The organism is Zobellella maritima (assembly GCF_003075035.1).
GTDB lineage: Bacteria > Pseudomonadota > Gammaproteobacteria > Enterobacterales > Aeromonadaceae > Oceanimonas > Oceanimonas maritima.
Genome location: NZ_QCZE01000002.1, coordinates 1 through 14,557, shown reverse-complemented (window position 1 = coordinate 14,557; position 14,557 = coordinate 1). Strand labels below are relative to the sequence as shown.

General features: G+C 57.5%; 12 protein-coding genes, 1 tRNA gene and 2 rRNA genes. 2 read left to right on the top strand and 13 right to left on the bottom strand.

Annotated elements, in window-relative coordinates:
• Nucleotides 1-55: 55 nt before the first annotated feature.
• The 7 genes from DCS96_RS11945 to ilvG all read right to left on the bottom strand — a co-directional run bounded on the left by DCS96_RS11945 (nucleotide 56) and on the right by ilvG (nucleotide 8,420).
• On the bottom strand, nucleotides 56-928 hold the full coding sequence (locus DCS96_RS11945; RefSeq protein WP_232818261.1) for an NAD(P)-dependent oxidoreductase: 873 nt from the start codon (nucleotides 926-928) through the stop codon (nucleotides 56-58).
• Between the two features lie 7 nt (nucleotides 929-935).
• Entirely contained in the window at nucleotides 936-1,775 is an 840-nt protein-coding gene (locus DCS96_RS11940) for an urea transporter (protein WP_116474639.1), read from the bottom strand.
• Between the two features lie 168 nt (nucleotides 1,776-1,943).
• Complete coding sequence (gene ilvA, locus DCS96_RS11935; protein WP_116474638.1) at nucleotides 1,944-3,497, bottom strand: threonine ammonia-lyase, biosynthetic; 1,554 nt, start codon at nucleotides 3,495-3,497, stop codon at nucleotides 1,944-1,946.
• 1 nt (nucleotide 3,498) lies between these two features.
• Nucleotides 3,499-5,349, bottom strand: a complete 1,851-nt coding sequence (ilvD, locus tag DCS96_RS11930; RefSeq protein ID WP_116474637.1) for a dihydroxy-acid dehydratase — start codon at nucleotides 5,347-5,349, stop codon at nucleotides 3,499-3,501.
• Between the two features lie 229 nt (nucleotides 5,350-5,578).
• Nucleotides 5,579-6,502: a branched-chain amino acid transaminase gene (locus DCS96_RS11925; RefSeq protein ID WP_116474636.1), complete on the bottom strand. Its 924-nt coding sequence runs from the start codon at nucleotides 6,500-6,502 to the stop codon at nucleotides 5,579-5,581.
• 11 nt (nucleotides 6,503-6,513) lie between these two features.
• A complete protein-coding gene (gene ilvM, locus DCS96_RS11920; protein ID WP_116474635.1) occupies nucleotides 6,514-6,774 on the bottom strand; it encodes an acetolactate synthase 2 small subunit in 261 nt (86 codons plus the stop codon).
• Complete coding sequence (gene ilvG / locus DCS96_RS11915; RefSeq protein ID WP_116474634.1) at nucleotides 6,771-8,420, bottom strand: acetolactate synthase 2 catalytic subunit; 1,650 nt, start codon at nucleotides 8,418-8,420, stop codon at nucleotides 6,771-6,773. Before ilvG ends, ilvM begins: the two co-directional genes overlap by 4 nt.
• 381 nt (nucleotides 8,421-8,801) lie before the next feature.
• On the opposite strand from ilvG, the gene DCS96_RS11910 reads away from it, so the two are divergent.
• Together DCS96_RS11910 and DCS96_RS11905 are read left to right on the top strand one after the other, a co-directional pair.
• A complete protein-coding gene (locus DCS96_RS11910; protein ID WP_116474633.1) occupies nucleotides 8,802-10,313 on the top strand; it encodes a YifB family Mg chelatase-like AAA ATPase in 1,512 nt (503 codons plus the stop codon).
• Between the two features lie 65 nt (nucleotides 10,314-10,378).
• A complete protein-coding gene (locus DCS96_RS11905; RefSeq protein WP_116474632.1) occupies nucleotides 10,379-10,684 on the top strand; it encodes a hypothetical protein in 306 nt (101 codons plus the stop codon).
• 29 nt (nucleotides 10,685-10,713) lie between these two features.
• On the opposite strand, the gene DCS96_RS11900 is transcribed toward DCS96_RS11905, so the two are convergent.
• The 6 genes from DCS96_RS11900 to rrf (DCS96_RS11875) form a co-directional block, all read right to left on the bottom strand.
• Complete coding sequence (locus tag DCS96_RS11900) at nucleotides 10,714-11,316, bottom strand: thiol:disulfide interchange protein DsbA/DsbL (protein ID WP_116474631.1); 603 nt, start codon at nucleotides 11,314-11,316, stop codon at nucleotides 10,714-10,716.
• A 40-nt stretch (nucleotides 11,317-11,356) separates the two neighbouring features.
• Nucleotides 11,357-12,325, bottom strand: coding sequence for a serine/threonine protein kinase (locus tag DCS96_RS11895; RefSeq protein ID WP_116474630.1), 969 nt, complete (start codon nucleotides 12,323-12,325; stop codon nucleotides 11,357-11,359).
• Between the two features lie 222 nt (nucleotides 12,326-12,547).
• Nucleotides 12,548-13,966, bottom strand: coding sequence for a cytochrome c oxidase accessory protein CcoG (ccoG, locus tag DCS96_RS11890; RefSeq protein ID WP_116474629.1), 1,419 nt, complete (start codon nucleotides 13,964-13,966; stop codon nucleotides 12,548-12,550).
• Nucleotides 13,967-14,204: 238 nt separating this feature from the next.
• A 5S ribosomal RNA gene (rrf, locus tag DCS96_RS11885) occupies nucleotides 14,205-14,319 on the bottom strand.
• A gap of 27 nt (nucleotides 14,320-14,346) precedes the next feature.
• Nucleotides 14,347-14,422: transfer RNA gene (locus DCS96_RS11880), tRNA-Thr, on the bottom strand.
• 10 nt (nucleotides 14,423-14,432) lie between these two features.
• Nucleotides 14,433-14,547: ribosomal RNA gene (gene rrf, locus DCS96_RS11875) — 5S ribosomal RNA — on the bottom strand.
• Between the last annotated feature and the right edge of the window lie 10 nt (nucleotides 14,548-14,557).

The following is a 14,557-nucleotide window of genomic DNA, read 5'->3' as shown; positions in this document are numbered from 1 at the left end:
GAAACGAAAAAGAGGAGCCTATCGGCTCCTCTTTTTCGATGCTTGACCAAGTGGGTCAGGCGTCCTTGTACAGCCTGATCAGGGTAGCGGGGTCCCGCTCCAGGAAGCCCTTGCTGCCGTGCTGACGCATCAGTTGGGCGGCCAGCCCCGACATGGGGGTGGCGCTGCCGGCACGCTGGCTTTGGGCCACCGCCATATCCAGATCCTTGAGCAGGGTGCGCACATGCCATTTCGGATCCGGATCCGACTCGGTGGCCATCAGCGGGCCGGTCAGCTGCATCGGCCTGGAGTCGGCAAAGCCGCCAGCCAGGGCATAGGGTATCTTTTCCGCATCCACGCCACAGGACTTGGCCAGGGCCATCATCTCCGCCAGCACCATCAGGTTGCAGCCCACTATCATCTGGTTGCAGACCTTGGTCACCTGGCCCGCCCCAATCGGGCCCATATGGGTGACACGGTGGGACAGGGGGGCCAAGACCGGCTGGATGCGCTCGATATCCGCCGCCTGGCCACCGCACATGATCGCCAGGTTTCCCTCTTCGGCTCCGGCCACCCCGCCGGACACCGGCGCATCAACCCAACCCATGCCGCACTCCGCCTGCAGGCGGGCGGCAAAATCACGGGTCGCCTCCGGATCCGAGCTGGAGAAATCCACCAGCAGCTGCCCGAGCCGGCCATGGGCCGCCACCCCTTCTTTGCCGAACACCAGCTGCTCCACTACCTGGGTGTTGGCCAGGCACAGCAGCACCAGATCCACCCCGGCAACCAGCTCGGCGATGGTTGCCGCCTCGGTGGCACCCGCCGCCTTCACAACCTCCAGTTTGTCCGGGCTGCGGTTCCATACCCGAACATCGAATCCCGCCGCCAGCAGACGCAGCACCATGGGTTGACCCATCAGGCCGATACCAATAAATCCCAGTTTCATCATCTCTTTTCTATATCCTTATCTTCGGAGGTGTCGGTTGACACTTATTTCCGGCGAGCCATTGAGCCAGCAGGCAAAGCCAGCAACTCAATATGAAGGGCATGGTCAGCATCGGCAGACCCAGCCTGAGCATGGCAGCCGTCATCCCCCCAGCCAACAGGGCGGCGATCAGACTCCAGCCGAACCTCGATCGCTGCCAGAACATGGCGAGCGCCGCCAGTACCCCGTTATAGCCGGTCAATCCAAAGTTCATATAATCCGGGTTGACCAGCAGTCCCAACGCCACCAGGCTGGCAAGCAACCCACCTGCCAGCGCCCAGCCCAACATACCGATACCCGCCGTCAGCAAGGCAATGCAGAGCAGCACCGCCGGCAGGGTGTCGGGCAGAAACACCACCTGACCCACCGCCGACAGGATAAACTGATACCCACCCGGGACCTCATCGGCCAGGCGCTGTCCACTCCAGTATAACCAAGGCAGGATCAGCAGGTTGAAGGGCAGCGTATACCAGGGAATATTGCCAAGCTTACGCAACAAAAAATACACCAGGCAAGATACACAGCCCAGCACTACTGCTATCAAGGGTACCCAGACAGTATCCGGTGCGAACAGGGTCAGGGCCAGCCCCACCAGGGCGGCATTGTAGCCATAGACTCCCTCGGCCAACGGCTGTGCATCAAACTTTAGCCTGTGAGCGGTCAGGGTCGCACTGGCCGTAGCCAGCAGCATGACCAGCGCCATGTAGGGAGAGACCCAGGCCACCGCCAGGGTGATCAGCAAACCGGGAAGAGGACGATTGATAAAATAGATTTGGCTAATCCCAGCCAGTACAGCAGACAACAGACCCATCGACAGGGACCCCTGAAAGCAAAAAGAAACGTTCGGGATTAGAGCAGGATAAGCGGGCTTTATCAATCTTTATCAATACATCATTGTGCACAATAACGCTGACAAATTAAGGGGCCGGCAGAACCGGCCACTCCTTTAATCACACAGGCCTGCGCCTGGATGCAGCGTTCAATTCGCCAGAAAGAACCGATAGGCGGGATCCTGGGTCTCGTCGTGCCAGACATAGCCCAGCTCGGCCAGGTGCTGCTCGAACGACGCCAGATCCGCCTCGGGCAGTTCGAAGGCACAGAGCACACGACCGTATTCGGCCCCATGGTTGCGATAGTGAAACAGGCTGATATTCCACAAGGTGCCCAGGGTGCGCAGGAAGCGCATCAGGGCCCCCGGCTGCTCCGGAAACTTGAAGCTATACAGTCGCTCCTGCAGCGGCTTGGGTGGCCGACCACCGACCATGTAACGTACATGGGACTTGACCAGATCGTTGTCGGTCATGTTGGCCACCGGATAACCGGCCTGTTCCAGCTCTGCCATGATCTGCGCCAGCTCCCGGTCACCCTCAGTGAGCCGAACCGACACCAGCAGGGCCGCCTTGTTTTCGGCGGAATAGCGATAGTTGAACTCGGTGACCATGCGGTTGCCAAGCACCTCGCAGAACTCAAGGAAGGCGCCCTTGCGTTCGGGGATCGTCACCGCCAGCAACCCTTCCCGCTTTTCACCCAGCTCGCAACGCTCCGACACATAACGCAGTGCATGGAAGTTGACATTGGCGCCGCTGAGGATGGCCGCCATACGGGCGTGGCGGTAATCACCGGCCTGGCTGTATTTTTTCAGACCGGCCAGTGACAGCGCCCCGGAAGGCTCGGCGATGGCCCGGGTATCCTCAAAGATATCCTTGAGCGCAGCACAGATCTCGTCGGAAGTAACAGTAATCACCCCATCGAGATACTGCTGACACAGACGGAAGGTTTCACTGCCGATACGCTTAACCGCCACTCCATCGGCAAACAGGCTGACCCGTTCCAGAGTAACCGGCTCACGGGCACTGAGCGCCGCCTTCAGGCAGGCGGAGCCCTCGGCCTCAACACCGATCACCTTGACCTCGGGTAATAACTGCTTGATATAAACAGCCACCCCGGCGGCCAGGCCGCCGCCGCCCACCGGCACAAACACATGGGTCAGGCGAGTGTCCTGCTCTAGCAGTTCCCGGCCGACGGTGCCCTGGCCGGCAATCACCTCTTCATCGTCAAATGGCGGGATCAGGGTCAGCCCCTGGGCCGCGGCCAGTTGGCAACAGTGGCCATAGGCCTCATCGAAGTTGTTGCCGAACAGCACCACCTTGCCGCCGAAACGGCGTACCGACTCCACCTTGATATCCGGGGTGGTGGTCGGCATCACTATGGTAGCGTCTATGCCCAGCTTGGCGGCGGACAGGGCCACCCCCTGGGCATGGTTGCCTGCCGAAGCGGCAATCACCCCGGCCTGCTGCTGTGCCTGGCTCAATTGGGCGATCTTGTTATAGGCGCCCCTGAGCTTGAAAGAGTGCACCGGCTGCATATCCTCCCGTTTCAGGGACACAGAGTGCCCCAGACGCTCGGAGAGTTTCTTCAGCGGAGACAGCGGCGTCACCCGGGCCGCCTCGTACACCGGGGACAGCAGGATCTTGCGTAAATACTCGGCCGCCGAACGGGGCTGTACGCTTTCCTTGGGTCCCGAATCTGCCATGTTAGCCTCCCAGCTTGCTGAGATCGCGTACCGCGCCCTTGTCGGCGCTGGTCGCCAGAGAGGCGTAGGCGCGCAGGGCAAAGGACACTTCCCGCTCCCGGTTTTCCGGGCGCCAGGCCTGCTCGCCCCTGGCTTCCATCGCCTCACGGCGGGCTGCCAGTTCGGCTGCAGGTACATCCAGCTCGATTTTACGGGTCGGGATATCGATATTGATCATATCACCGTTCTGTACCAGACCTATGGTGCCACCGGAAGCCGCTTCCGGCGACACATGGCCGATCGAGAGGCCGGAGGTACCGCCGGAGAAACGGCCATCAGTGATCAGCGCGCACTTGGTGCCCAGGCCCATGGACTTGAGGTAGGTGGTCGGATAGAGCATTTCCTGCATGCCAGGACCGCCCTTGGGGCCTTCGTAGCGGATCACCACCACCTCGCCGGCCTGCACTTCACCGCCGAGGATACCGGCCACGGCGCTATCCTGGCTTTCATAGATGCGGGCGGGGCCGCGGAAGGTCAGGTTGTCGTCGGAGACACCGGCGGTCTTGACGATACAGCCGTCCACCGCCAGGTTGCCGGCCAGCACCGCCAGACCGCCTTCCTGGCTGTAGGCGTTGTCGATGCTGCGGATACAGCCCTCAGTGCGATCATCGTCCAGGGTCGGCCAGCGACAATCCTGGCTGAAGGCCTTGGTGGTACGGATACCGGCAGGACCGGCACGGAACATGGTCTTCACCGCCTCGTCCTCGGTCACCATCACGTCATACCGGCCCAGCTGATCGGCCAGGGTCATGCCCAGCACGGTGGGCACATCGGTATGCAGCAGGCCGGCCCGGGCCAGTTCGCCGAGGATGCCCATAACGCCACCGGCGCGGTGCACATCTTCCATATGGTATTTCTGGGTGGACGGAGCCACCTTGCACAGCTGGGGCACCTTGCGCGACAGGGCATCGATATCGGTCATGGTGAAGTCGACGCCAGCCTCGTGAGCCGCGGCCAGCAGGTGCAGCACCGTATTGGTGGAGCCGCCCATGGCGATATCCAGCACCATGGCGTTTTCGAACGCCGCCTTGGTGGCGATGGCGCGAGGCAGGGCAGAGGCATCTTCCTGCTCGTAATAGCGTTTGGTCAGCTCGACGATACGATGCCCGGCCGCCTTGAACAACTGCTCCCGATCCGCATGGGTAGCCAACAGCGAACCGTTGCCGGGCTGGGAAAGCCCCAGGGCTTCGGTCAGGCAGTTCATGGAGTTGGCGGTAAACATGCCGGAGCAGGAACCGCAGGTCGGACAGGCGCTACGCTCGATCTGCTCGCTCTGGGCGTCGGATACAGTGGGATCGGCGCCCTGGATCATGGCATCCACCAGATCCAGCTTGATAATCTGATCGGACAGCTTGGTCTTGCCCGCTTCCATCGGGCCGCCGGAGACAAAGATCACCGGTATATTGACCCGCAGCGCGGCCATCAGCATGCCCGGGGTGATCTTGTCACAGTTGGAGATACACACCATGGCATCGGCACAGTGGGCATTGACCATATACTCGACAGAATCGGCGATCAGATCTCGGCTGGGCAGGCTGTAGAGCATGCCGCCGTGGCCCATGGCGATGCCGTCATCCACGGCGATGGTATTGAATTCCTTGGCAACCCCGCCGGCAGCCTCGATTTCACGCGCCACCAGCTGGCCCATGTCCTTGAGGTGTACATGACCCGGCACGAACTGGGTGAAGGAGTTGACCACGGCGATAATCGGTTTGCCGAAGTCTTCTTCGGTCATACCGGTGGCACGCCAGAGGGCGCGGGCGCCGGCCATGTTGCGGCCGTGGGTGGTGGTGGCTGAACGATACCTTGGCATTCTATAACTCCTGAAAAAACAATTGAGTAAAACAGGGGCGCTATCGGTCTGTCTGCTGTTCAGCCAGGCAGGATAAGGTGTCCCCCGGACCAGCCGTTGATGGCATGGATGCCATCGTCGAGCATACATGGATGTACTTGCTGCGAGGCTGGCACGGGGGATCCTTATCCTGATGTACTTCCTAACTAACCGGCATCAGACACATAGCACCCTTCTCTCTATCTGAAAATCAATCCTTCACCGGGGTCAACCAACCCCATTTATCGGCAGTGGTACCGTCAAACAGCCCGAAGAACGCCTGCTGCAACTGGGCGGTGATGGGACCACGTTTACCCTCGCCCAGGGTGATGCCGTCCACGCTACGCACCGGGGTGACTTCGGCGGCGGTGCCGGTCATAAACATTTCGTCGGCCAGATACAGGGCCTCACGGGAGATGGCTTCTTCGCGAACCTGATATCCGGCTTCGCGAGCCAGGGTCATCAGGGTATCGCGGGTGATACCGGGCAGGATACAGGCAGTAACCGGCGGGGTATAGAGCACGCCGTTCTTGATCAGGAACAGGTTCTCGCCGGCCCCTTCGCTCAGGTGGCCGTGTACATCGAGGGAAATCCCCTCGGCGTAACCGTGACGCTTGGCTTCACCGGAAATCAGCTGAGAAGAAAGGTAGTTACCACCGGCCTTGGCACCGGTGGGCATGGTATTGGGCGCCAGCCGGTTCCAGGAGGTCACGCACACGTCCACCCCCTGCTCCAGCCCTTCTTCGCCCAGGTAGGCGCCCCAGGGAATAGCGCCGACGATGACTTCGCAGGGCACATCCCTGGGGGCATTCAGGCCCAGACCCACATTGCCGATAAAGGCCAGTGGGCGCAGGTAGGCGCTGTCCAGATCGTTCTTGCTGACCGCATGACGGCAGGCATCCATCAGCTCGGTCTTGGTATAGGGAATATGCATCCGGTAGATCTTGGCGGAGTCGAACAGCCGCTGCACATGCTCCTCCAGGCGGAACACCACTGAACCCTGGGGAGTCTTGTAGGCACGGATGCCTTCAAACACCGAAGAGCCATAATGCAGGGCATGGGTCATCACATGCACCTGGGCGTTTTCCCAGGGCACCATTTCACCATTGAACCAGATATATTTCGCGGTAGACATGGATTGTTTCCTCAAGCCGTTTTTCTAAGCTGCTGTTCCAGTAGCTGTGCTTCTACACGGGTGACATCCATCAGCTTTTCGAGCTGGCGACTCAACAGCTGTATGGGTCTTTCGCTACTGACAGTAACCCGAATGTTCAACTTTTTACAGTCAACCGAGGTCGACATCTCCATATCATCGACCCGGAAACCGCGGTGGCGGGTCATACGCAGCACCCTTTCGAGTACTTCCGGGCGAAACTGGGTTTCTATCTGCAGGTTGTGCTGGTTCATGATTGATCCTCCATCATCTGATCATTGGCGACGCCCGGCGGCACCAGAGGCCAGACGTTGTCTTCCGCTGAAATGCGAACATGCAATAAATAGGCGGTCTCGGCCGCCAGCATACGCTGGATGGCCGGCTCGACCTCGGCCTTGCGAGTAATGGTTTCCCCGGGAATATTGAAGGCGGCGGCCAGAGCCACGAAGTTGGGGTTATCGGTAAGGATGGTTTCACTGTAACGGCCGTCGAAAAACAGTTCCTGCCACTGGCGCACCATGCCCAGCCGCTGATTGTCGAGCAGCACCATCTTCACCGGCAGCTGGGCGCGCTTGAGGGTCCCCAGCTCCTGTACATTCATCATAAAGGAGCCGTCGCCGGAGACCAGTACCGACTCATCCTCGGGCCGGGCCAGCTTGGCACCGATCGCTGCCGGCAGGCCGAAGCCCATAGTGCCCAGGCCGGAACTGCTCAGATGGTTGCGGGGACTGGTAAAACGCATATGCTGTGCCACCCACATCTGATGCTGGCCCACGTCGCAGCTGACCATGGCGCTGTCATCCAGCGCCTGGCTCAATTGCTTGAGCATCAAGGGTGCGAAGATATTCTCGCCCGGATGATCGTAGCGCCAGGGATGTTCGGCCTTTAACGCCCGGCATTCCTGCCGCCAGGCATCAATCTGCAATTTACCGACATTCAGGGCGGGCAGGACCTCCTTCAGCTCGGACGCTATACCCACCTGGGCATGACGTACCTTACCGAATTCGGCTGCGTCTTTATCCAGGTGGATGACCTTGGCATTTACTGCAAAGGCATCCAGTTTGCCGGTTACCCGGTCATCAAAACGGGCACCGACCACCATCAGCAGATCACACTGCTGAACAGCCAGGTTTGCAGATTTTGTTCCATGCATACCCAGCATACCCAGGAACAGTTCATCTTCCGGCTCCAGCGTTCCTATGCCCTTGAGGGTGGTCACCGAAGGGATTTGACTGTTGGCAGCAAAAGCACGTAATTCTGCCTCTGCCGACGCCATGCCGACACCGCCCCCCACATACAGGATCGGTTTTTCGGCAGCCGCCAGCAGGGTCTTGGCGGCCTCGATACCCTGGTTATCCAGAGGCTCAGACTCGATACGACTGGCGCTCAGTGGCTTGGGTTCTACCAACGCTGTTTGGACATTCTTGGGCACGTCGATCAATACCGGGCCGGGACGGCCGGAGCAGGCCACTTCGAAGGCTTCGGCGATGATGGCACCCAGATCCTCCGCTCGTTCAACCAGATAGGAGTGCTTGGTACAGGACAGGGACATGCCCAATACATCCACTTCCTGGAAGGCATCTGTGCCGATGGCGGCCATCGGCACCTGGCCGGTGATGGCCACCACCGGAATGGAATCCAGCATGGCGTCCGCCAGACCGGTGATCAGGTTGGTGGCGCCCGGACCTGACGTGGCCATACAGACACCTACCTGACCACTGGCTCTGGCATAGCCGACGGCGCCCAGGGCGGCGGCCTGCTCGTGTCGACACAGCAGATGCTCGACACCACCATCGTACAGGGCATCATACAGCGGCATGATGGCTCCTCCCGGGTAGCCGAAGATCTGGGTTACCCCTTGTTGTTTTAATGCCTGAACAATGTATTGAGCGCCATTCATTTGCGTTTTTGTCCCTGTCACTTGCCTGAAAGTATGCGTAAAAAAAAACCCCCGAGCGATTGGCTCGGGGGTTTTGTTGTCGTCTGCCGGTGTTGTTACTTTTCGTCAGACCACGGTACCCCGAGCGGTGAGTAAATCACCACCACTAGGACCACGATAATGTTGACGAAACGAGCGAACAAATTCATATACCGACCATAATAAATAAGATTGCCGGCTAAACCGGCTGCAACTGGCCTATAGAACTAGCATGGCCGGCTATCATTAACAAGATTTTTATCACAAAAAGGCAAGTTAACCGCTAAATTTGGTTCGAATAACATCAGTATAAAATACCAGCTAAATAAGCTTTATCAGAATAATAAACATAAGGGTGCAGGGATGTCACTAGCCGTTGTTTTTGCCCGGGCCAGTCTGGGAATTAACGCCCCATTGGTCACGGTTGAAGCCCACCTGGCCAATGGCCTACCGGCATTCAATATCGTCGGACTGCCGGAGATCACGGTCAAGGAGGCCAGGGACAGGGTACGCAGCGCCCTGCTTAATGCCGGATTTGAATTTCCCGCCAAGCGGATCACTGTCAACCTGGCTCCCGCCGATCTGCCCAAGGAGGGAGGTCGCTTCGACCTGCCCATCGCGATCGCCGTCCTCGCCGCCTCCGGACAGATCCCGGCTCAGTCACTGGAACAGCTGGAGTTCCTGGGGGAACTGGCACTGACAGGTGAGCTGAGATCGATCAAAGGCGCCCTGCCGGCCGTACTCGCTGCAAGGGAAGCCGGCCGGCAGCTGATATTGCCTGCCGGCAATGAAGCCGAGTCCGGCCTGATCCACCCTACCCCAGCCAGGATCGCCCCCCACCTGCTGGCCATTACCGGCTGGCTGCACCAGCAGGGAGATTTGCCGACACCGACGCCGACAGCACACCATCATCAACCACAAGACGGCTGCCTCAGCGATGTAATCGGTCAGGAAAGTGGCAAGCGGGCCCTGGAAATTACCGCTGCTGGCGAACATAACCTCTTGTTGCTGGGACCACCGGGCACAGGAAAAAGCATGCTTGCCAGCCGTCTGCCCGGATTGTTGCCGCCCATGTCTGAGCGAGAGGCGCTGGAAGCGGCGGCGATTCGTTCCATCAGCGGCCAGGGACTGGATCCCCATGACTGGCGGCGGCGGGCCTTCCGCCAACCTCATCATTCCGCTTCGGCCGTTGCCCTGGTAGGCGGTGGCAGTTACCCCAGGCCGGGAGAAATATCCCTGGCCCATAACGGCGTCTTGTTTCTCGACGAAATGACCGAGTTTGAGCGGCGGGTACTGGATGCACTAAGGGAACCACTTGAGACCGGAATTGTGTCCATTTCCAGGGCGGCTCACAGGGTTACCTTTCCCGCCCATTTTCAGCTGATCGGTGCCATGAACCCCAGCCCCTGCGGCCACTATGGGGACGGCATGAGCCGCAGTTCCTCCGAACAGATACTGCGCTACCTGGGCAAGGTATCCGGGCCTTTCCTGGACAGGTTCGACCTGTCGGTTGAAATCCCCCTGTTGCCCCCCGGTGCCCTGAGTCGTCCCAGGCCCAAATCCGAAAGCACGGCAACGGTCAGGGAGCGGGTGTTGGCAGCCCGGACGCGGCAGCTGGCCCGGGCCGGCAAAACCAATGGCCGTCTGAACTCATCCGAGCTGGACAAGCTGTGTCCGCTCAAACGCGATGATGCCGCCTTCCTCGAACTGGCTCTGAACCGCATGCAGTTATCCATCCGCGCCTGGCACAAGCTGATACGGGTTGCCCGCACCATCGCCGATCTGGAAGGGGAGCAGGAGATAGCCAGGGCACACCTAATCGAAGCCCTCGGCTATCGGGCCATGGACAGGCTGTTGCGAGAACTGCAAGGCTAAACAATAACAAGACTGGGGCTTGCACTACTGCTATAAATAGGATGAGGCGGCAAAAGGAAGTATGGATGAAAAGTGCAAAAGAGTTCGCCAACTGGCTGGCTGGGCAGCTGAAAGAGGTAAAATCCGGCGTCTATCTAACCAGAAACGATATTGGCACCTTGTCGGGGCGACAACGCTTCACCCCGGATTTTATCCGCGATGTTCACTATGAGCTGGCATTCTATGGGATGGGCTTTGTCGGCGATCTCCACCGAGAAAAATACTACCTGTTTCACCTCCCCACCAAGCAATGGATCGTGCATGGTGAAGGCTCCCAAGAGCCTAAAACCAGCAATGTACACTCCATTACCGATAAAAAAACAAAATGTTGATATGGGGCCAGCCAGGGCCCCGATAGCGTTTATTCTGCGCTAAGCAAATATTCAACAACACGGTAAAAACGCTCTTCCGAACCGATCTCACCCATATTAAGCTCATATTTGCCATTAACCACTATGGTCGGCGTTCCCCTAATATTGAAGGCTTCGGTCGTCCTGTCATACTGAGCCACCATGCCATTCAGGGCGAAGCTATTGATAACACCATCAAATGTTTTTGCCTCCACCCCATTGGCGACAAATATCGCCTTCACATCATCCATGGACTGGGGCATGTTCTTCTGCCGATGGATCTGCTCGAAGATAACCGGGGTCATCTTGTCTTCTACCTCCAACAAGCGGGCAGCGGCATAGGCCTTTTGCAATACCGGCCCCATGTCACGCCCCAGGAAGCCCACCGGCACTTTTTTTATTTCGGCTTCAGGCACCCGTTTCGCCAGGCCGTTTACCAAGGGTTCAAAGCTGTAGCAGTGAGGGCAGACATAAGAGAAGAACTCGATCACCTCGGGAGTACTGGTCGCGGTCTCTTTAACGACTGTGTATTCAACGCCTTCCTTGAACTCAGTGGCAGCCATCGCTAAGGGCGCAAACATAAACACGAACAGCGAAAACAGTATATTTTTCATAGTGGATCCTATTCAGTAAAGGCGCCTTCAAATTAAGCAATCAATTCCAGGACGTCAAGGACAAAGGCGGGGCATCAAGGGCCATCAGCTGATCGCCGAGTATTCGGATCTGCTGCTGCCAATACTCATCAGTATTGAACCAGGGAAAGCTGGCCGGAAACGCCGGATCCTGCCAACGTGCCGCCAGCCAGGCCATATAGTGCACCATGCGCATGGCTCGCAACGGCTCTATCAGCGCCAATTCAGCCTGGGGAAAATCCCGCACCGTTTCATAGCCCGCCAGCAAGGTATCGAGCTGTACCAGCTGCTCCTGGCGAGAACCGCTGAGCATCATCCAGATATCCTGTACTGCAGGTCCGCGACGGCAATCATCAAAATCCACCAACAAGGGACCATCCCGCCATAAAATGTTGCCGACATGACAATCACAATGCAGGGTCAACTCATGGCGGGGACGATACAGCTGCTCCGATTTGGTTATCAGCCTTTCCAAGACATCGAAGAACTCCCTGGCAGTGTCGGCCTTGATCTGTGCCTTCTGTTTCAAGGTGTCACGGGAGCGATGCAGGTAGTCGGCGGTGGTGAGCTTCGGCCTGTGCTGTAAAGAAAAGGTTTCTCCCACCTGATGCAAGCGCCCCAACTGCTCGCCCAGCGCCTCCAGCTGATCCAGATTATCGGCCTCAAATTGCCGGCCTCCCACACTTTGCCAGAGGGCAAACAAACGTCCCTGATACTCGAACAGGGTTTCCCCCTGCAGACTCATGGGTGCCGCCGCCCTGACGCCGGCCTGAGACAGGGCGGTCAGAAAGCCATGCTCTTCCCGGATTTGCTCCCTGGTCCAACGCATCGGGCGATAAAACTTCACCACCAAGGCGCCCAACTCATCATTTTTGAATCGATAGACCCGGTTCTCATAACTGTTGAGCGCCAACAGGCCGGAGTCCAGATAAATATCTATGCTGCCGAGGGCATCGGCAATGAAGTCCGGCGTTAGCTGGGTATATTCCATAAGAAATCCTACAAATAACAGGAAGGCAGCCATGGAGATTATCACCTCCATGGCTGCAGGGCTTGCTAAATAGCCGATTCGAATGCTACTACATCGACCGGGTCACAGGCTTCGCCGCGCCATTGAACGACAGAGATGCCGAAATGGCAGGGACCTTTCCGACCCTGGCGCCGAGCGTCTGTTTGGCAATACTCGCTCGCTGTCTCGAGTGACCTAAAGCATTTAGAGTGAGCTGAAGAACTTGCTTGGATTGCGGATAACCGCTTTCCGCTGATCCGGACTCACGCCCTTGCGGGTCACCACAAACTCCAGATCTCGCACCGTCCCATTCAGGTTATAAGGATCTATCGACAAACTGATGGGCAGGGTATAGACCTCTCCTCCCTGGACGGTTACTTCGGTCGCGCCTATCCACTCAACCTCATCCAACCCTTCCACATGCAGCTGATAGGTTTCCGCCGCCAGGGTCTTATTGATGATTTTGAGGGTATAGGTATTTTCGATCAGGCCCTCGGCCGTTTCACGATACAGCTGGTTACGGTCGCGGATCACTTCCAGTCCCATGGGCATGATACTGGCAGCCATATATACAAAGGCCGCCAGCATGATAACCATGACCAGTCCATAACTTATCAGCTTGGGCCTGGCCACATGGGTGTGATCATGCTGCAACTTGTGCTCCGTGGTATAGCTGATAAGCCCCCTTGGGTAGCCCATGCGATCCATTGTCTGATCACAGGCGTCGACACAGGCGCCACAGTTGATGCACTCATACTGCAGGCCGTCACGGATATCGATACCCGCCGGGCAGACCTGTACACACATATCACAATCGATACAGTCGCCCAGCCCCAGTTCCCTGGGATCTTTCTTGCGGGGCCTGGGACCACGAGCCTCACCCCGCTTCACATCGTAGCTGACGGTATAGGTGTCTTTGTCGAACATGGCCGACTGGAAACGGGAATAGGGACAGATATGGGTACACATAATAGTGCGCATCCAGCCTGCGTTGCCGTAGGTACAGAAGGCGAAAAAAACCACCCAGAAAGTAACCCAGAAGCCGGCGGAGAAGGTGAGCAAACCCAGTCCCAGCTCCTCTACCGGCACGAAGTAGGCGATAAAGGTGAAACCGGTAAACAGCGAAACCAGCAACCAGCTCAGATGCTTGCCGGTCTTACGCCATACCTTGTTGAAATTCCAAGGAGACTTGTCCAACACCTTGCGTTTGTTGGCACTGCCCTCAAACTTTTCCTCAAACCAGATAAATAGAAAGGTCCATACGGTTTGCGGACACAGGTAACCGCACCACACCCGGCCCAGAAAAGTGGTAATAAAAAACAGGCCAAACGCCGCCACCACAAACAACAAGGCCAATAAAGTGAAATCCTGTGGCCAGATGGTCGTACCAAAGATATGAAAACGCTGCTCAACCACATCCAGCAATACAGCCTGACGGCCGTTCCAGGTCAGCCAGGGTCCCATCAGGAACAACAACATAAAAAACCAGCCCATCTGTTTACGCAGACGCTGCCACCGGCCTTGCTGGGATCGGACATAAATATGGCCATTGTCTACCGGCCTGTGGGAACGCACAGCGCCTGTGACATCTTTAATGTCAATCTGGTTGTTTTTGTCGTTCATCTTGCTCACATGGTTAGTTGGACATTGCTGCAGCTGATCGCCAGGCAAGCTGGTAACCTTTTGTTAACTTGCAGATAAAATGCGTGTTATGCCACATTCTGCGGCAAATACAGATAAAAAAAGGTGATCATCTTCACCTTTTAATAGCATGATCACTTATTAAAAATATGGGTATAGGTGCTTGAGCGGAATGCAAAAACGAAAAAGCCCCGCTGTTGAGCGGGGCTTGGTAATAGGTGTTTGACTGTGACCTACTTTCACATGGCAGCTGCCACACTATCATCGGCGCGGGTGCGTTTCACTTCTGAGTTCGGCATGGGATCAGGTGGGACCACAACGCTATGGCAGTCAAACAAAACTTTCTACATCTAATTGTAATATGGTGCTGATACCCGGATTTGAACTGGGGACCTCACCCTTACCAAGGGTGCGCTCTACCGACTGAGCTATATCAGCAGAATTTGGTGCCTGGCAGTGACCTACTTTCACATGGCAGCTGCCACACTATCATCGGCGCGGGTGCGTTTCACTTCTGAGTTCGGCATGGGATCAGGTGGGACCACAACGCTATCGCCGCCAGGCATAAACTGG